The 17,037-nt window shown below is 50.4% G+C and carries 17 protein-coding genes; 10 read left to right on the forward strand and 7 right to left on the reverse strand.

The genetic code is table 11. The annotated features are described in order from the left end of the window. Positions 1-67 precede the first annotated feature (67 nt). Together LGV68_RS08875 and LGV68_RS08880 are read left to right on the forward strand one after the other, a co-directional pair. Positions 68-925, forward strand: a complete 858-nt coding sequence (locus LGV68_RS08875; protein WP_061056060.1) for an AraC family transcriptional regulator — start codon at positions 68-70, stop codon at positions 923-925. Positions 926-1,123: 198 nt separating this feature from the next. Next, entirely contained in the window at positions 1,124-1,891 is a 768-nt protein-coding gene (locus tag LGV68_RS08880; protein ID WP_172571675.1) for a TerC family protein, read from the forward strand. A gap of 65 nt (positions 1,892-1,956) precedes the next feature. Here LGV68_RS08880 and LGV68_RS08885 read toward each other — a convergent pair whose 3' ends face one another. Next, a complete protein-coding gene (locus tag LGV68_RS08885) occupies positions 1,957-2,856 on the reverse strand; it encodes an AraC family transcriptional regulator (RefSeq protein ID WP_024375521.1) in 900 nt (299 codons plus the stop codon). 591 nt (positions 2,857-3,447) lie between these two features. Between LGV68_RS08885 and ectA the strand changes: the two genes are divergently transcribed. The 5 genes from ectA (at position 3,448) to LGV68_RS08910 (ending at position 8,422) form a co-directional block, all read left to right on the forward strand. Continuing rightward, positions 3,448-4,014 (forward strand): diaminobutyrate acetyltransferase, encoded by a 567-nt coding sequence (gene ectA, locus LGV68_RS08890; RefSeq protein WP_252536566.1) that lies wholly within the window; start codon positions 3,448-3,450, stop codon positions 4,012-4,014. Positions 4,015-4,025: 11 nt separating this feature from the next. Then, on the forward strand, positions 4,026-5,291 hold the full coding sequence (ectB, locus tag LGV68_RS08895; RefSeq protein WP_252536568.1) for a diaminobutyrate--2-oxoglutarate transaminase: 1,266 nt from the start codon (positions 4,026-4,028) through the stop codon (positions 5,289-5,291). A 9-nt stretch (positions 5,292-5,300) separates the two neighbouring features. Further along, positions 5,301-5,693, forward strand: a complete 393-nt coding sequence (locus LGV68_RS08900) for an ectoine synthase (RefSeq protein ID WP_020329026.1) — start codon at positions 5,301-5,303, stop codon at positions 5,691-5,693. 83 nt (positions 5,694-5,776) lie between these two features. Next, the gene (locus tag LGV68_RS08905; RefSeq protein ID WP_202642927.1) at positions 5,777-7,213 is read left to right on the forward strand and encodes an aspartate kinase; all 1,437 of its coding nucleotides are present in this window, start codon (positions 5,777-5,779) and stop codon (positions 7,211-7,213) included. 405 nt (positions 7,214-7,618) lie between these two features. Beyond that, the gene (locus LGV68_RS08910; protein WP_061055408.1) at positions 7,619-8,422 is read left to right on the forward strand and encodes a Cof-type HAD-IIB family hydrolase; all 804 of its coding nucleotides are present in this window, start codon (positions 7,619-7,621) and stop codon (positions 8,420-8,422) included. Positions 8,423-8,461: 39 nt separating this feature from the next. On the opposite strand, the gene LGV68_RS08915 is transcribed toward LGV68_RS08910, so the two are convergent. Then, positions 8,462-8,863: a ribosome recycling factor family protein gene (locus tag LGV68_RS08915; RefSeq protein ID WP_202642928.1), complete on the reverse strand. Its 402-nt coding sequence runs from the start codon at positions 8,861-8,863 to the stop codon at positions 8,462-8,464. A gap of 289 nt (positions 8,864-9,152) precedes the next feature. Here LGV68_RS08915 and LGV68_RS08920 point away from each other — a divergent pair, with 289 nt between their 5' ends. Continuing rightward, positions 9,153-10,124 carry a LysR substrate-binding domain-containing protein gene (locus tag LGV68_RS08920; protein ID WP_020329030.1) on the forward strand — a complete coding sequence of 324 codons (972 nt, stop codon included), beginning with the start codon at positions 9,153-9,155 and terminating at the stop codon, positions 10,122-10,124. 65 nt (positions 10,125-10,189) lie between these two features. On the opposite strand, the gene LGV68_RS08925 is transcribed toward LGV68_RS08920, so the two are convergent. Continuing rightward, complete coding sequence (locus LGV68_RS08925; protein ID WP_020329031.1) at positions 10,190-10,909, reverse strand: prephenate dehydratase domain-containing protein; 720 nt, start codon at positions 10,907-10,909, stop codon at positions 10,190-10,192. Positions 10,910-11,276: 367 nt separating this feature from the next. Here LGV68_RS08925 and LGV68_RS08930 point away from each other — a divergent pair, with 367 nt between their 5' ends. Then, positions 11,277-12,404 carry an HD domain-containing phosphohydrolase gene (locus LGV68_RS08930; RefSeq protein WP_252536570.1) on the forward strand — a complete coding sequence of 376 codons (1,128 nt, stop codon included), beginning with the start codon at positions 11,277-11,279 and terminating at the stop codon, positions 12,402-12,404. A 29-nt stretch (positions 12,405-12,433) separates the two neighbouring features. Then, on the forward strand, positions 12,434-13,387 hold the full coding sequence (locus LGV68_RS08935; protein ID WP_252536572.1) for a sensor domain-containing diguanylate cyclase: 954 nt from the start codon (positions 12,434-12,436) through the stop codon (positions 13,385-13,387). 56 nt (positions 13,388-13,443) lie between these two features. Here LGV68_RS08935 and hemB read toward each other — a convergent pair whose 3' ends face one another. From hemB to LGV68_RS08955, 4 genes are all read right to left on the reverse strand, one after another. Then, entirely contained in the window at positions 13,444-14,430 is a 987-nt protein-coding gene (hemB, locus tag LGV68_RS08940) for a porphobilinogen synthase (protein WP_252536573.1), read from the reverse strand. Between the two features lie 295 nt (positions 14,431-14,725). Next, positions 14,726-14,941, reverse strand: a complete 216-nt coding sequence (locus LGV68_RS08945; RefSeq protein ID WP_081035119.1) for a hypothetical protein — start codon at positions 14,939-14,941, stop codon at positions 14,726-14,728. 52 nt (positions 14,942-14,993) lie between these two features. Continuing rightward, positions 14,994-16,586 (reverse strand): chaperonin GroEL, encoded by a 1,593-nt coding sequence (groL, locus tag LGV68_RS08950; RefSeq protein WP_020329036.1) that lies wholly within the window; start codon positions 16,584-16,586, stop codon positions 14,994-14,996. Positions 16,587-16,616: 30 nt separating this feature from the next. Continuing rightward, positions 16,617-16,907: a co-chaperone GroES gene (locus LGV68_RS08955; RefSeq protein WP_020429407.1), complete on the reverse strand. Its 291-nt coding sequence runs from the start codon at positions 16,905-16,907 to the stop codon at positions 16,617-16,619. Positions 16,908-17,037 lie beyond the last annotated feature (130 nt).

A 17,037-nucleotide genomic window follows, 5' to 3' on the forward strand; every position in this document is an offset into this window, starting at 1 on the left:
TGCCAGTGTAGGGGCTGGGCGGATCTTTGTATTGTTCAATTCCCTCTCAAATGTTTGCCAAACTCTCATGATTCAGGATAAGCAGGAACATTACCGAATTTCCGACAAAACGACGCATCAGATCATCGATCAGGAACATGCACTGCATCTGGAACAGAGTGGCATCGTGCAGTGTGGCCTCGCGACGTGTCGCGAATCGTTCAGCGTGTATCGGAAATCTCCGGGCCAGCATATGTTGCTGTTTACGGTGAAAGGCAAAGGCTGGCTGCAAAGTGGGCAAGAGCGTTACGTATTGGAGCCCGGATCGCTGATCGTCGTCCCCGCGGGTTGTGAGAATGGCTTTGGTATCGAAGAGGAAGATTGGCAGCTGGCGTGGTTGTTTTTGACACCGCGTCACGAATGGCGATGTGTCGCCGGTACACACCTACAATACGATTTAACGCCAATCACCGACGTGATGTTTTCCTGTATTCAAACGCTGGTACGCACCATGACACTGCCACCGGAATTAGGACAGCGTGTTGCGCAGCATGCGGTGGAACAAATTAATGATTTGCTCAGTTCACCTGCACCAAACGCGCAATCACGCATGCACGTGCGTTTAAACCGTGCGTTTGAACAAGTACAAAAACAGCTGCATCGAGATTGGACGGTGGATCAAATTGCCGCTTTGGTGCCGTGCTCGGTACCACATCTGCATCGCTTAAGTCAGAGTTATTATCACCACAGCCCGAAAGCACATCTGACCCGCCTGCGTATGGAATATGCGGCACGATTGCTGGCTCGCTCAGACTGGTCGATACAACACATCGGCGAAATGGTGGGCTATGCAAACAGTGCGAATTTCAGTACCCGCTTTAAACGCTGGAGCGGTAAGACACCGCGTGAACATCGGCACGATAAGAAAAACACATTTCTGTTGTGAATCGTATGCAAAACAATATTGGTCAGTACGATATTTACATAGCTTGTTACAAATGGAGATCTTGTCGTAAATCTCGCCGAATGATTTACTTATGCCTCCTAAGTAACAGAGGTTATTATCACTAATGGACGACCCCTTCAGGCGACCAATCCCATTCCTTTCTTCGTTTTACTCCGCTTCCTTGACTAAGGAGGCCACATGCTAGAACTATTACTACAACCGGAAACTTGGGCCATTTTTGCCACATTGTTGGCATTGGAAGTGGTGCTTGGTGTCGACAACGTTGTATTTATCTCCGTCTTGTGTGAACGCTTGCCGCAGCATCAGAGAGCGCTGGCGCGTAATTTGGGTATTGCGCTGGCCGTGACCGCGCGTATCGGTTTGGTGTTTTCGATCAGCTGGGTGATGTCTCTCACCAGCCCTATTGTCACACTGTTGGGTAACGAGCTGTCAGGCCGTGACTTTATCCTGATTGGTGGCGGTGCATTCTTGTTCATTAAAGCCGCAAAAGAACTGTGGTCTTGGTTGACCCACGTCGAGCATCAGAAAAGCGCGAATGTCAGTGCCGGACTGACCGTTGTACTGCTACAAATTGTCGCAGTTGACGCGGTATTTTCTATGGACTCGGTGATCACCGCTGTCGGTTTGACCAACGATATCCCAGTGATGGTGGCAGCGATTCTGGTGTCGGCGGTGATCATGATCCTGACCGCGGCCAAGATTAACGCGTTAGTCAGCCGTTACCCTGGTTTCAAAACGCTGGCGCTGTTGTTCCTGGTACTGCTGGGCGGCCTGCTGATGGCTGAAGGCGTTGAATGGCACATCAACAAAGGCTATGTCTACTTCGCGATGGCGTTTGGTCTGGTAATGGAGCTGTGTCATATCCAGTGGAAGAAAAAGCAGTCGTTAACGATAAAACGTGCTCGTCCACTGCATCTGGATAGACGTCATCCGATTCTGCGTTAATTCGGCATGAATAAAGAAAGGGGAAGCGATGGCTTCCCCTTAATGTTTCCGGACGATGCGTGTATTTAACGAATCGCGGTGCAGAAGCTGACGTCAGCAACGCCAGTTTCTGGATTGCATTCATGGTAGAGCTCAAAACAGGGACGATCGTCAGAATCGAGCCCTTGTTCCACCACTTTTTCCATCAACTCATCCCAATACAGAACATACTGCGATTTGTCGGTTACTGTGCGGCGAATAGTTGCGTATTTGCCCCCAGAAAACTCGGTGTACTCAATGTGAGCGGGTACTTCTGTACCTGATGGAACCAGCAGGCAGATGTCCGTACGGCATTTGTCAGCGGGTGTCAGTTCCGGGTTGTCGTGATAAATGAAAATAGAGGTGTGGTGCGCCAGTCCCGCTGGCCCCGCCCAACCATATAAACTGCCCACGGCGGGCTCGTAGTTTTCGCCATACGGTCCGGTTACGCGTACAAATGCCAAACCGCTCGGTTCGAAAGTCTGTAGATCCATTTGGTGACTCCTTGTTATCAACGTCTGGTGATTATAGGCAGCCTCTGATTCTGAATCGTGTCCATACTTGCGCAGCATGTGTCCTATCTTGCTGTTTTGTAGCAGCAGAGTAAACGCCTCCAGATTATCGCATTCGCGAACCTGACTCGCTGTCAGGCCAAAATGTTGCTTGAACGCTTTGGCAAAGGCTTGCGAACTGGAAAATCCCATCGATAACGCAACATCGACCACCGACAGTTTTTTATAAAACAGATGGTTGGCGGCCTTTTCCATTCTCAAACGACGTAAATAGTCGTTGAGCGTTTCGCCCATTACCGCTTTGAAAATACGATGAAAATGGTAAGGAGAGAGGTAAGCCATGCGCGCAACTTCTTCCAGATTAAACGGTTGATCGAAGTTGGTTTCGAGAAAGCGAATGACGGGTAATAAGCGTTTGTGGTAGTCCGTTTTCATGGGCACACATCTGTGAACGTTGACGTGGTCACTTTACTGCGGAAATCAAAGAGGTAAAGCGCGGTGTCGAGAAGTGTGCAATGACTCTCAACTGCGTATGGCAGATAAAAAAAGAGCCAATCGTAATAATCACGATTGGCCGATATAGATTGTGAACAAAATGCATTCACTAACAACGTCAGTTGGCTAGGTGACCCTCGGCTTAATAAGGGTCGACTAATATAATGCAGTATATGTGCCAAGTTTTAGAGCACTGTTTTGACTATATCTTGCGCGTTTTTCTCTGCTTTTGGCACTATTTCAGCCGCAATGGTTGCATTCTGCGAATGCAAATTGCGAAATCCATTCAAATTGCTAGTGACAGCCTTGTTATTTATCCAGTCTGACATGTCATTGTAAGTAAATTGTCATTTTGATTACACATCTAAATATATTGTCTGTTTTGGTGCACTGTTGTTTTCTCTCTTAACTTATTGATAAAAAATAAATTTATGAGTTTTCTGTAATATTCTGTCGAGTTTAGGGGTTGAAATATTCATTTGAGCTGTTAGTTTATAAAAGGAATTTGTTTAGAGTTCAAATTGAATTGATATGTGGCCGACAATGATTACAGCAGCACCATGGGTTGCATACCCAGAAATTATGCACAACGCTCAGGAAGAGTGGTCGTTCCGAATTCCAAGCCGAATGGATGGCAAACGCGTACATGAATTGGTATCGCAATGTTCACCGTTGGATGAGAATTCTGCCTACTGTAACTTCCTGCAATCTACACACTTTCAAAGTACTTGCGTGGTCGCCGAACGTAATGGCGACATGGTGGGATTCGTCTCAGCCTATCGCAAGCCGGATAAGCCAAACGAGCTGTTTGTTTGGCAGGTCGCTGTGCATGAAAGCGCACGCGGAATGGGTCTGGCTTTCCATATGCTGAACGAACTGTTGACCCGCGATGACCTGGCCGACATTGACGTGCTGGAAACCACGATTACCCGAGACAACAATGGCTCTTGGAGTCTGTTTAAGAAATTGGATCGGGCCCACGGTGAACAGGGTGAAGTGTCGACGTTTCTCGATGAAACCCGCCATTTTGATGGCGAGCATGACACCGAATACCTGTACCGAATTCCTCTTAATCCACGAACTAACCGAAAAGGATAAATCCCATCGTTATGGATATCTTTAAAAAGAAAGAATCAAACGTTCAATCTTATGCCAACCATTTCCCTGTGGTGTTTTCCACCGCCAAAGGAAGCTGGCTGTATACCAAAGATGGTGATGCTTACCTCGATTTTCTGGCGGGCGCTGGCTCGCTGAACTATGGCCATAACAACGCCATTTTTAAACAAGCGCTGCTTGAGTACATCGACAAAGATGGCATCACGCACGGCCTGGATATGCATTCGGAAGCGAAAGCGGAATTCCTGCGTGCTTTGCAAACCTACATCTTTGAACCTCGCGACCTGAATTACAAAGTGCAGTTCACTGGCCCAACCGGTACTAACGCCGTTGAAGCGGCGATGAAGCTCGCACGTAAAGTCACCGGGCGCAGCAATATTGTTGCCTTCACGAATGGTTTTCACGGCTGCTCATACGGCGCTCTTGCGGCGACGGGGAACCAGCATCATCGCGGTGGTGCGGGGCTTGGCCTTTCTGGCGTCACGCGTCTGCCGTACGACGGCTATGCCGATATTGATGGTCTTGCTTTGTTTGAAACCATGCTGAGCGACAACTCGTCAGGTCTGGATAAGCCAGCGGCGGTTCTGGTTGAAACGGTGCAAGGTGAAGGCGGTCTGAACGCGGCATCCAATGAGTGGTTGCAACGCCTGAGTAAAATCTGTAAAGCACATGGCGTACTGGTGATTGTTGATGACATTCAGGCCGGCTGTGGCCGTACGGGCACCTTCTTCAGCTTTGAACCTGCCGGCATTGAACCCGACATCGTCACGCTGTCGAAATCGATCGGCGGATACGGACAGCCTTTGGCCGTGGTGCTCTTTAAGCCAGAGTTGGATCAGTGGAAACCGGGCGAGCACAACGGCACTTTCCGTGGCAACAACCACGCCTTTGTCACCGCTGCCAAAGCGCTGGAAACCTATTGGGCAAACGATGATTTTGCTCAGCACATTCAATTGCGAGCTCAGCAGGTGACCCGCACCATCCAAACGTCGTTGCGCCGTTTCCCTGAATTGTTCTCACGCCTGAAAGGGCGAGGCTTGATGCAGGGTATCGAGTGCCAAAGTGGTGAGATGGCTGAAAGAATCGCCCGCGAATGTTTCCGTTTGGGAATGGTGATTGAAACCGCCGGCCCAAATGATGAAGTGGTGAAGTTTTTCTGTCCGCTGACCATCAGTGAAGCCGAGCTGGAACAAGGCCTGGAGATTTTCGAACGCGCGGTGGAAAACATCGCACCTCAATTCATTAAAAAAGCCTCATAAGGAAGAGTCATGATCGTAAGAACCCTGGATGAATGTCGCCAAAGTGAACGCCGTATCGTTGCTGAAACCGGAACTTGGGAAAGTGTCCGTATGTTGCTCAAAGACGATCAGATGGGCTTTTCATTCCACATCACGACCATCTACAAAGGCACTGAAACCCACATTCACTACCAAAATCATCTGGAATCGGTCTACTGCATGTCCGGTGAGGGCGAAATTGCCGTGGTTGGTGGTGAAACTTACCCGATTAAGCCGGGAACGCTCTACATCCTGGATAAACACGATGAACATTACCTGCGCGCCTACGATGGCGCCGATATGGTCATGGCGTGCGTGTTCAATCCACCGCTGACAGGGGCGGAAGTGCACGATGAAAACGGCGTCTATCCCATCGCCGATTAGTGCTGGCTGAATGAGGTTGCGGACATGACGCCGCAACCTTACTTGAGCGACACCCTGTAAATTCAACATAACGAGGAGACCCCATGTCTTACACCGTAGAAAAGATCGGTGGTACTTCCATGACTGCGTTTGACGCGGTCCTTGATAATATTCTGCTTAAACCGAGTAATCCGTATGACCGCGTATTTGTTGTCTCGGCCTATTCGGGCATGACCGATGCCCTGTTGGAGTGCAAACGCACCGGCAAGCCTGGCATCTATCAAATGATCGCGAAACGCGACGACAGTTGGACGGATGCAATGTACGAGCTGGAACAGCGTATGTTGCTGACTAATGAAAACTTATTTGCCGATCCCATGAGCCGGATTCGCGCCGATAAGTTCATTCGTTCCCGCATTTCTGAAGCGGTGAACTGCATCAACAATATTCTTGAAACCTGCCAGTACGGGCAGTTTTCGCTGCGTCACTATTTGCCTCAGATCCGCGAATTTCTCTCTTCGATTGGCGAAGCGCACAGCGCGTATAACACGACACTAAAACTGAAAACGCTAGGCATTAACGCCCGTTTTGTTGACCTGTCGGGTTGGAACGAAGGCACTCGGGGCAATCTGGATGAGGTAATTCTGCGCGCTTTCGAAGAGATAGATGTCTCGACGGAGCTGCCGATCGTGACGGGTTATGCCTATTGCGACGAAGGCCTGATGAAAACCTATGATCGTGGGTACAGCGAGATGACGTTCAGCCGCATTGCCGCGCTGACCCATGCTGATCAGGCCATCATTCACAAAGAGTATCATCTCAGCTCAGCCGATCCACGCGTTGTGGGGCCGGAGAAAGTGCGCCCGATGGGGCTGACCAACTTTGATGTGGCCGATCAACTGGCCAACCTTGGCATGGAAGCAATCCACCCCAATGCGGCGGCGGGCCTGCGTAATCAGGAGATTGAACTGCGGGTGAAAAATACCTTTGAGCCGGACCACGCGGGCACGCTGATCTCCAATCATCATCAGCCTGAAGACAACAAGGTCGAGATTATTGCCGGGCGCAACAAGGTATTTGCGCTGCACATGTTTGATCAGAGCATGGTCGGCAAAGTGGATAACGTGAGCTATGACCTGATGGAAATCATTGCCGAAGCCAAAGTGCATCTGGTTGGAAAAGAGATGAATGCCAACTCGATGACCTATTTCCTCAGCGGTTCCAGCGATAACCTCAACCAGTTGCTGTATAAAGCGGAGAAACGTTATCCGAATGCGTCGATTTCCGGAAAAATGGTGGCGTTGATTTCAGCCATTGGTGCGAACATCAACACCAACCAAGCGTTGGCGCGCGGTATGCACGCCTTGGCGGAACTGAATGTGAATCCGATGGCGGCACACTCTTCAATGCGTAATGTCAATGTGCAATTTGTGGTTGAAGACAGCGATTACAACAGTGCGATTTGCGCACTGCACGAAGCGCTAATTAGTGAGAAAACGCGCCAAAGCGCGGCGAACGCCAAACCGATTAAAGCCGCATAAGATTGCATCTTCAAGCCAAAAAATGAAGCCGCCGCAGACAATCTCTGCAGCGGCTTTTCTTATACTTATCGTGTTCAGTGATACTTAGCTGTTTACCGCCAGGTAAAGAACCAGAAACGAAAAACCAAAGCTGATGGTGGCGGCGCAAGTTAGGTAAAACAGGTAGGCTTGTTTAAAGCTCATAATGACACTTCCTCAAATAAATCTGCTGACAAACTAAACATTTTTTGAGTTCATTACAAATATTTTTGAGTTTTAATTGAGGGTTCAATAAATATCAACGAATTAGTGGCTTGGCCGTCAGACGCTCGGCCGAAGGTATTCTGACAGCAAACTGAATAAGCCGCGACGGAATATGGTAGGATGAGCGGGCCCACGCATTTTGAATCTACGAGTCTTCACTTTATGTCACAACGAAACATCAAATTCATCGCAACTGATATGGACGGCACGCTTCTCGACGAGAAGGGCCAGCTCGACCCAGAATTTTTCTCCCTGCACAAGCAATTGGATGAACGCGGCATTTTGTTCGCTGCTGCGTCTGGTCGCCAGTACTACAGCTTGCTCGACACTTTTGCCGAGATTCAGGATCGCATCATGTTTATCGCCGAAAACGGCACTTTGGTGATGTACAAAGGCGAAGAACTCTACAGCAGCACCATCGATAAATCGGCGGTTGCTGCGATCATCAACGAAGCAAGAAACATTGCCGGAACTCATGTTGTGCTGTGCGGTAAACGCTCGGCGTACATCGAGACAGAGGATCCACAGGCAATGGAAGAGATTCAGAAGTACTACCATCGCTGCGAGTCGGTGTCGGATCTTCTGGCGGTTGAGGATGACTTTATCAAGGTCGCGATTTGCCATTTTGATGGCACTGAGCAATGGGTTAATCCGAGCATTAACGCGAAATTTGGTCACAGCCACAAAGTGGTGGTGAGTGCGAAAATCTGGCTGGATGTGATGAACGCAGAAGCATCGAAAGGCACTGCCATCAAGCAGTTGCAGGCGAAGTTTGATTTTACTGAGCAGGAAACCATGACCTTCGGCGACTACTTCAACGATGTTGAAATGTTGCAGGCGAGCTACTACTCATACGCGGTTGATAATGCTCATGAACAAGTCAAAACGTACGCCCGTTTCCGCGCGCCAAGTAACCGTGATGGCGGTGTGCTGACCATCGTTAAAGAGCTGCTGAGCCAAGCTTAGTCGTTTGCATTCCACTGGTGAACCAGCCTGAACGCTGGTTTACCACTTTTCCTGCTCTTCCCGTACCGTTCTGGCTTGCACTAATGTGCAGCCGGTTTTTTCCATCAGCTCAGCCAGGGTCATCGCCGGGTTGTCCTGCACCAACTGAGCCAATCTTTCGCTTAATGTTTCTTGCCGATAGGGCTTGATGCCCGCTTCCAATTTACTTGTTACCGACGCGACGGCCAATGCGATGTCGCTGGCTTGAATAGCGCGCAGCAGCAACAGCAAATCTTCCGGTTCGCCCTGGCATTGCCAGTTGCGTGAACGGCGAACACGCTTGATGGTGCAGCGATGCTCAGCCGCGAACGCTTGCAAGGCCGTAGCGTGTTCACGGCCGATGCGATGGATCAGCGAAGGCAGGGCAATGGTGACAGTCGATTCCGAGTGTTTGGTGGCCAAATATCTGTGTCCTGATTGATGGAACCACCGACCCGGCCTCGCCGTGTCGACAGTATGCGTTGTTCAACACCGCTGATCTTAAAGCAAATTGTACGGCAGAGAAACTCCGCCATCGCCACGCCTGATTTGCTCACACATGAAATCAGTCGCAGTTTTCTGCGTGTCTTTGTGATGCGATGGCCTATCTTTTTATTAATAGATAGACTAGCTCGAAACCGATGATTCCTGTATAACTAATGGCTCATTTAAGTGATTGTTATGCAATCATTTTGTGACCTAGGAGTACATAATGAAGCTACAGCAACTGCGCTATATCCGAGAGATTCAGCGTAATGGATACAATATTTCGTTAACGTCAGAAAAATTATTCACCTCTCAGCCGGGTATCAGTAAGCAAGTTGCGTTGCTGGAAGATGAGCTGGGCGTGCAGATTTTTGAGCGTCAGGGTAAGCACTTATCCGGCGCAACCGAAATTGGCAGCCAGATCATTCGTGAAGCAGGAAAAATGCTGGAAATTGAAGAGCGTATCAAGGCGCTTTCTGCCAGTGTCACCTCGCCGGATATGGGACGAGTGAACGTCTACACCACCAATGCGATCGCGAAATTCCTGTTGCCGGAAACGGTGCAGTTCTTCATGAAAAAGTACCCGAAAGTATCACTGCACATGGGAACCATTGAGCCAGAAACCCGTGGGAATACGTTGCCGTCCGGCCCTTACGATTTCTCTATTGTCGCGCAGGATGTGGATGAGCAGATGGATCTTGCGGTTCTGCCTGCTTACAAGTGGTCACTGGCGCTGATTGTGCCATCAAACCACCCACTGGCTAAAGCGGAAACCATTACGCTGGAACAGCTGGCGCAGGAAAAGCTCATCAGTTACGAACTCAAATCGACCGGCCGTGGCGCGATTGATAACGCGTTTAAGCAGAAAGGCCTGACGCCGAAATACATCGTTACGGCGATGGATGCGGAAGTGATCAAAGAGTACGTGAGTCTGGGGGTCGGGATCGGCATTATTGCCTCGGTTGCCACCCACAAGCTGAGTGATTCCATTACCGTGCGTTCGCTGGAAGGGCTGGTGCCGGATTGTTACGCTTGGCTGTGTTACAACAAAAACACCTATCTGCAGCAATATATGTATGACTTCATTGAAAAGTTTGCGCCGCATCTGACCAAAAATGTGATTCAGAATACCTCACATCTGCCACGAGCAGAGCTGATGAAATGGTTTGATGATCGCGAGCTGATGACTTATCAGTAGAGCCCTGATTCCGCTTTTCCAAGTGAAAGACATACCGCTCGCTGTCGGTATGTCTTCCTTTCAAATTACAGCTTTTGTCCTTGCTTAATCGCCGCTTCCAGCTCTTTACGAGCATCTGCTTCGCCAATCGGTGAGACCCGTTTTTCCACATCCATCAGCAGGAAAGACGTTTTGTTGTTCTTGTTGTCCTGAACACCTTGCTCAACCACAACCAGATTCGGATACACTTTCTCCAGCACACAAGCTCCAATCGCCGCGGTGCCATCTGGCATTTCGCCGTTTGAGACGCGTTGCGCCGCTGCTGCCGTGCCTTCCGGAACGGCCAGTTCTTTCGCATTCAGTGTCTGTTTCCAGCTATCGATTTGCTTGAGAGCGGCAGGGTGCGAGGCAATTAATGCAATCGAGCGTTTCGCCTTCACATCTTTACTGTTCATCAGTACACACATTTCAATCGGGGTAGTGATAAACGCTTTCACACCAACGACTTTGTATTGCTGCAATGCTTCAACCGTAGCCTGGACCAAGCGGCCGTTAATGGTGGAGTTCTCAACCGCGCTGAATGCTAGTGCATCATTAAGATCGGCCTGCATAAAGGTGTTGAGCGGAGTGCCGGAAAAATCCACTTCTGCTTTCAGAGCGGGTTGTTGTTCGAACAACTTAGTGATGGCGGCATCGTTAAAACTGCCTTTTGACGCCTGAACGTAGATGTGGTCGCCTGTCGTCGCCATCGCGTGGGAAGCCAACAATGCAGAACCGAGAATAACCAGAGGTAGCAATCGTTTCACGACAAATTCTCCTTATTATAGTGTGAAACCATGAGCTTATTATTTAATCAATCGGTGGAGAAGGGTTACCGCTACATTTTTTTACAAACCACGATCTGGCTTCACGCAATCAGACGGGCGAAGTACCGCCTATTTTGCGTGACTCCGTCACTAAGCTTCACCTGTGGCACGAACAACATGCAACATGTGAGGCTTATTCCAATCGCTTTGTGAAGTAGTGCAAATACCTTCATAAAAACGGGCGCTGGTTAACTGGTCGTACTTTATGCAACGTGAGGCTTTTGCTATACCCACACATTAACTGCACAAATGTTGTGGTCTTTTATTGTGCGGATGATGAATAACAACAGTCAAAGTCAGGTGTGTGATGGAAACGGCTTTTAGCTCAGAACCAGAGAGCGTAATTCGTCGGTGGGCGTCGTATTTGGTCATCGATCAGCAAACGCTGAATACGCTACGCGAATTCTACTGGGTGATGGAACAAAATATTGATGACATTCTTAGCCATGTTTATGCCCATTTGAGCAGCAACCGGGAAACGGCGCATTTTTATCAGGATGAACAGTCAGTCAAACGGGCTAAAGCCCACCAACGCGAGCATATGATGCGCTATGTATTTCGTGGCAACTTTGGCGCTGAGTATTACAACGCAACCAACCGCATCGGCAAAACCCATCATAAACTCGGTATCGATTTTAAGATCTACTCCGGCGCTTATTGCATTGTTCTGAGCCAGCTTGCCGGAGTGGTGTATAAAGTGCTGGCGCCAGAAATAGGCAACGTTCAGCGCTACATGACGGCGCTCAACCGGGTCATTTTTATGGACATGGGACTGGCCACCTCCGTCTATTACGACACCGCTTGCCTTGAGCTGGAAGAGTTGGCTCATGAGCTCAACTTTGCGCTCGCTAAAGCGGGCGAATTTCGCGATAACGAAACCGGTGAACACATCAAACGCATCAGCCGCATGAGCTTTGAACTGGCGAAAGCGGCGGGGCAAGAGCCGCACTGGTGCAAGATGATTCAAATCGCCAGCCCGCTGCATGACGTCGGCAAAATTGGTGTGCCGGACGGCATTTTACTCAAACCGGGCAAGCTCGATGATCAGGAGTGGAACGTGATGCAACAGCATCCGGCAATGGGTGGCGTCATCATTCCCGACAACAAATCTGAGCTGATCCGCATGGCGCGCCGCATCTCTCTTACGCACCACGAGAAATGGGATGGCTCCGGCTATCCGGCTGGCTTGAAGGGAGAAGAAATTCCGCTGGAAGGACGTATTGTAGCTATTTGTGATGTGTTCGATGCGCTGCTGTCTTCCCGTCCTTACAAGCGCCCCTGGAGCATGGAAGAGGTGGTCACTTATCTACGTGATAACCGCGGCAAGCATTTTGATCCACAGTTACTGGATATCTTTATTGAGAATCTCGCCAATATGCAGCTCATTCGCCGTCAATTTGAGGATGCGGTGTCCCCTGAAATTGTGGCAGACTAGCGTTACTACGTTAACTATCAATCATGCCCATGGAAGAACAGCAAGATCGCATTCAGCAACTGGAACAACAGGTTGAGCAATTAACCCGTGAAAAGCAGCGCTTAGAAGAGAAGCTCAATGCCGCCCTTGATGGCACCGGGCTCTGCCTGTGGGAGCAACATGTGCCTACGGGGCGGTTGCGCATTTTCAACATGGAGTGGGGCAAGATGTTAGGCTTTCAGCCCAATGAACTGGAAGCAAATCTTGATACCTGGAAAAGCAAGCTGCATCCGGACGATTATGATCTGGCGGTCGGCGCGTTTGAAGATCACCTGCATGGCCGCGCTGATACTTATCAGGTGGTGCATCGTATGCTGCACAAAGATGGCAGCCATAGCTGGGTGTCGGACCGTGGGCGGATTGTCGAATACGCTGCGGATGGTTCGCCGCTGCGTATCATGGGCACTCACATCGATATCACTAACGAAAAGCGTTATGAGCAGGAGCTATCGCGTCTGGCGCGTCAGGATCCGCTGACCAATTTGCTTAATCGCAAAGCACTGCAAAGTGAGTTTAACCGCATCAATCACTCCGAATCCGATTCGCTGGCGGCGATGGTGTTTATCGACGTCGACAACTTCAAGACGGTCAACGATCATCTCGGCCATAAAGCGGGCGATGCGGTACTGGTGGTGGTGGCCGAATGGCTAAAACGGTTTGCGCCGCCACAGTCGGTGATAGCGCGCCTCGGTGGCGACGAGTTTGTTCTGCTGTGCGAAAAAGAAGAAACGAAGGCGCTGAATACGTTTACCGACCAGTTGCTGACTCATGCCGCAGAACCTCTCGTGCTGGAAAACGGTAAGGCGCACATCGGGTTTAGTATCGGTGTGTGTGAATTTGTGCCGGGGCAGCATGACTTTGAAACCCTCTATGAACGGGCAGACGAAGCCATGTATCAAGTGAAGCGCAGTGGTAAGAATGGCGTTCGGTTGGTCAGAACCTAAACGCTACCATCCAAAAATTGCCCGTAACAGTGACGGGCAATCGGTTTATGGCGAAATTATTCACTCAGCCACTGCGCCAGCTCTTTCGCGTAGTAGGTGACAATCACACTCGCACCAGCGCGTTTAAAGCCAATCATGGTTTCCAGCACTGCGCGTTTCTCATCCAGCAGGCCGGCTTGCGCTGCCGTTTTCAAAATCGCGTACTCACCGCTGACCTGATACACCGCCAGTGGCAGGCGTGTGTTATCGCTAAGCGACTTCAGCACGTCCAGATACGGTGTGCCGGGTTTGACCATCAGAATATCTGCGCCTTCTTCTTCATCCAATGCAGCTTCAACCAATGCCTGACGACCATTGTGCGGATCGGCTTGATAGGTATCACGGTTACCTTCCAACGTACATTCCACCGCTGAGCGGAACGGACCATAGAATGCAGAGGCGAATTTGATCGCGTGCGCCATGATGCTCACGTTCGGGAAACCTGCGACGTCGAGACCGCGACGAATCGCCCCGACCTGGCCATCCATCATCGCTGAGGGAGCCAACATATCCGCACCGGCTCTGGCGGCGGCGACGGATTGTTTCACCAGATTTTCGACCGTTTTATCGTTATCGACATAGCCTTCGTGCACCACACCACAATGGCCGTGAGTGGTGTACTCACAAAAACAGATATCGGGAATCACAATCATGTCTGGGCAGGCGGTTTTGATGGCTTTGATCATGCGGCTCAGCAAGCCGTTGTCGTGCCAGGTATCAGAGCCACATTCGTCTTTGTGATGAGAAATACCAAACGGCATCACATAGCGAATCCCCAGTTCGTACAGTGCGATCACTTCGTCGGCGATATGGGATTCCGGAATACGTTGGACGCCCGGCAGCGCGTCGATCGCCACCGGCGCTTCGATGCCTTCTTCGACAAAAATCGGTTGAATCAAATCGCTCTTGCTTAGTTGGGTTTCCTGCACCATGTGGCGAATATGCTGATGCGCGCGCAGGCGGCGTGGACGTTTCATTAACGGTTGATAAGACTGACTTTCCATTGGAGACACCTTCTTTCTTAGAATCTGGAACATGCCAATAGCCACAGCGCCTGAGAGGCGGGAGTCCTTCGGCGGCATTGAGCGTGTCTTCATGACGGATTGGCAACAAGGAGTGCTTGAGAGGCAACGAGGTTGCAGAAAGCCCGACCATAATGAACCTCTGTCCGCGTAATGTGTAGTGTTATATGGATATTGAATGAGAGCTTTCGATTTATTCTTGTTGTGAATTTTTCAGGTTTACTGGAGCCAGTGAACGAGTAAAAGCGGCCAGCTTAATGCTGGCCGTGTCGAATCATCAGTGAAGCGTCGGGTTTAGCAGCTCGGCAAGTTTGCTTAGATCGAACGTCACCACCCAGACGTTTGCTTTGGGTTGTGGTACTTGGGCCTGCGGCAGCGAGAATATCGCGTCGCGGCAAACCCGGGGGAAATTTTGTACCACAGGCCAGTTAGGGCTGGATGGTCCCGCGGCAGATTCGGCAATTTCTAAATGCAAAGCTGGATAACGTTTCATCTTCACCTCACGTCATTGAGGGTGAGGATTCACCCTCAATGCATTGGGCCGATTAAGCGGCGTTCTCTTTTGGCGCGTCAGTCACCATCGCTTCGGTGGTGATCATCAGGCCAGCCACACTAGCGGCATATTGCAGTGCAGAGCGAGTGACTTTCGCCGGGTCAAGAATACCCAACTCAATCATGTTGCCATATTCGCCAGTCGCTGCGTTGTAGCCGTAGTGTTCATCGCCCGCTTTCACGGCATTGGCCACCACAGAACCTTCGTCACCCGCGTTGATGGCGATTTGACGCAATGGCTCTTCCATCGCACGCAACGCAACGCGAATACCGACATTCTGGTCGTCGTTGTCGCCTTTCAGATCTTTCAGTTCATTGGCGATCTTAATCAGTGCCACGCCGCCGCCAGCTACGATGCCTTCTTCGACGGCTGCGCGAGTGGCGTGCAGCGCATCATCAACGCGGTCTTTCTTCTCTTTCATTTCGACTTCGGTTGCCGCACCAATCTTGATCACCGCGACACCGCCAGAGAGTTTGGCGATGCGCTGTTGCAGCTTGTCGCGATCGTATTGCGATGTGGTGTTGTCCAGCTGGTGCTGAATTTGTGCCACGCGATCTTTGATTGCACTTTCATCCGCTGCGCCATCCACAATGGTGGTGGTGTCTTTGCTGATGGTGACTTTTTTCGCGCTGCCGAGATCGTCCAGTGTTGCTTTCTCGAGTTCCAGGCCGATCTCTTCAGAGATCACGCGGCCTGCGGTGAGCACGGCAATGTCTTCCAGCATCGCTTTGCGGTTGTCACCAAAGCCCGGTGCTTTCACCGCAGCAGCTTTGACGATGCCGCGCATGCTGTTCACCACCAGCGTTGCCAGCGCTTCGCCCTCGACATCTTCGGCAATGATCAGCAGTGAGCGAGACGCTTTCGCGACGGCTTCCAGTACAGGAATCAACTCGCGAATGTTGCTGATTTTCTTATCAACCAACAGGATGTATGGATTATCCAGTTCCACACTGCCGGAGTCGGTATTGTTGATGAAGTAGGGCGACAGGTAACCACGGTCAAACTGCATGCCTTCAACGACGGAGAGCTCATTTTGCAGAGCCTGACCTTCTTCCACGGTGATGACGCCGTTGCGGCCGACTTTTTCCATCGCCTCGGCAATGATTTCACCAATCGCCGCATCGCTGTTGGCCGAAATGCTGCCGACCTGAGTGATGGATTGTTTGTCGCTGCAAGGTTTGGCCATCTGGTGCAGTTTTTCTACCGCGGCTTCAACGGCTTTATCGATACCGCGTTTGAGATCCATCGGATTCATGCCTGCGGCAACGGCTTTCAAACCTTCGTTGATCAGCGACTGTGCCAGCACGGTTGCTGTGGTGGTGCCGTCTCCGGCTTCATCGTTGGCTTTGGAAGCGACCTGTTTGAGCATTTGTGCGCCCATGTTCTCGAACTTGTCTTCCAGTTCGATCTCCTTGGCCACGGAAACACCATCTTTGGTGATGGTTGGAGCGCCGAAGGATTTATCCAGTACCACATTGCGACCTTTCGGGCCTAGGGTTACCTTGACGGCGTTCGCCAGCAGGTTCACCCCGGTCAACATTTTTTGTCTAGCGTCGTTCGAGAATAAAACGTCTTTTGCTGCCATTGTGTATCTCCTTAAAAACTCACAACAAAATTATTCAACAATCGCTAATACGTCCGATTCAGACAGGATGAGATATTCACGCCCGTCCACTTTTTCGGTTTTCACGCCATAACCATCGTTAAAGATGATCTGGTCGTTCACTTTGACTTCCAGCGCAGCGCGTTCGCCGCTGTCGAGCAGACGGCCTTTACCCACCGCCAGCACTTTGCCGCGGTTAGATTTTTGCGCAGATTTGGATGTCAGTACGATTCCGCCCTCAGATTTGTTTTCGACTTCGAGCCGTTCAACAATCAATTTGTCATGTAAAGGACGAATGTTCATTGGGAGTGCCTCCTACTTAAAATCGCTAAATCGAAAATAAAAGACAAACGTATTGGGTCGCGTATGGCTGGAAGTTCCAGCGCCTGAAAGGAGAGCGAACCCAGATACGGTGGGGCATCACTGCCGCTCG

The sequence above is a fragment of the Vibrio sp. LQ2 genome (assembly GCF_023920125.1).
In the GTDB taxonomy this organism is placed as follows: Bacteria; Pseudomonadota; Gammaproteobacteria; order Enterobacterales; family Vibrionaceae; genus Vibrio; species Vibrio fluvialis.

Excerpts from the sequence above, each read along its gene's own strand:
- LGV68_RS08875 (WP_061056060.1), top strand. The coding sequence starts at position 68 with ATGATTCAGGATAAGCAGGAACATTACCGAATTTCCGACAAAACGACG.
- LGV68_RS08880 (WP_172571675.1), top strand. The coding sequence starts at position 1,124 with ATGCTAGAACTATTACTACAACCGGAAACTTGGGCCATTTTTGCCACA.
- LGV68_RS08885 (WP_024375521.1), bottom strand. The coding sequence starts at position 2,856 with ATGAAAACGGACTACCACAAACGCTTATTACCCGTCATTCGCTTTCTC.
- ectA (WP_252536566.1), top strand. The coding sequence starts at position 3,448 with ATGTGGCCGACAATGATTACAGCAGCACCATGGGTTGCATACCCAGAA.
- ectB (WP_252536568.1), top strand. The coding sequence starts at position 4,026 with ATGGATATCTTTAAAAAGAAAGAATCAAACGTTCAATCTTATGCCAAC.
- LGV68_RS08900 (WP_020329026.1), top strand. The coding sequence starts at position 5,301 with ATGATCGTAAGAACCCTGGATGAATGTCGCCAAAGTGAACGCCGTATC.
- LGV68_RS08905 (WP_202642927.1), top strand. The coding sequence starts at position 5,777 with ATGTCTTACACCGTAGAAAAGATCGGTGGTACTTCCATGACTGCGTTT.
- LGV68_RS08910 (WP_061055408.1), top strand. The coding sequence starts at position 7,619 with ATGTCACAACGAAACATCAAATTCATCGCAACTGATATGGACGGCACG.
- LGV68_RS08920 (WP_020329030.1), top strand. The coding sequence starts at position 9,153 with ATGAAGCTACAGCAACTGCGCTATATCCGAGAGATTCAGCGTAATGGA.
- LGV68_RS08930 (WP_252536570.1), top strand. The coding sequence starts at position 11,277 with ATGGAAACGGCTTTTAGCTCAGAACCAGAGAGCGTAATTCGTCGGTGG.
- LGV68_RS08935 (WP_252536572.1), top strand. The coding sequence starts at position 12,434 with ATGGAAGAACAGCAAGATCGCATTCAGCAACTGGAACAACAGGTTGAG.
- hemB (WP_252536573.1), bottom strand. The coding sequence starts at position 14,430 with ATGGAAAGTCAGTCTTATCAACCGTTAATGAAACGTCCACGCCGCCTG.
- LGV68_RS08945 (WP_081035119.1), bottom strand. The coding sequence starts at position 14,941 with ATGAAACGTTATCCAGCTTTGCATTTAGAAATTGCCGAATCTGCCGCG.
- groL (WP_020329036.1), bottom strand. The coding sequence starts at position 16,586 with ATGGCAGCAAAAGACGTTTTATTCTCGAACGACGCTAGACAAAAAATG.
- LGV68_RS08955 (WP_020429407.1), bottom strand. The coding sequence starts at position 16,907 with ATGAACATTCGTCCTTTACATGACAAATTGATTGTTGAACGGCTCGAA.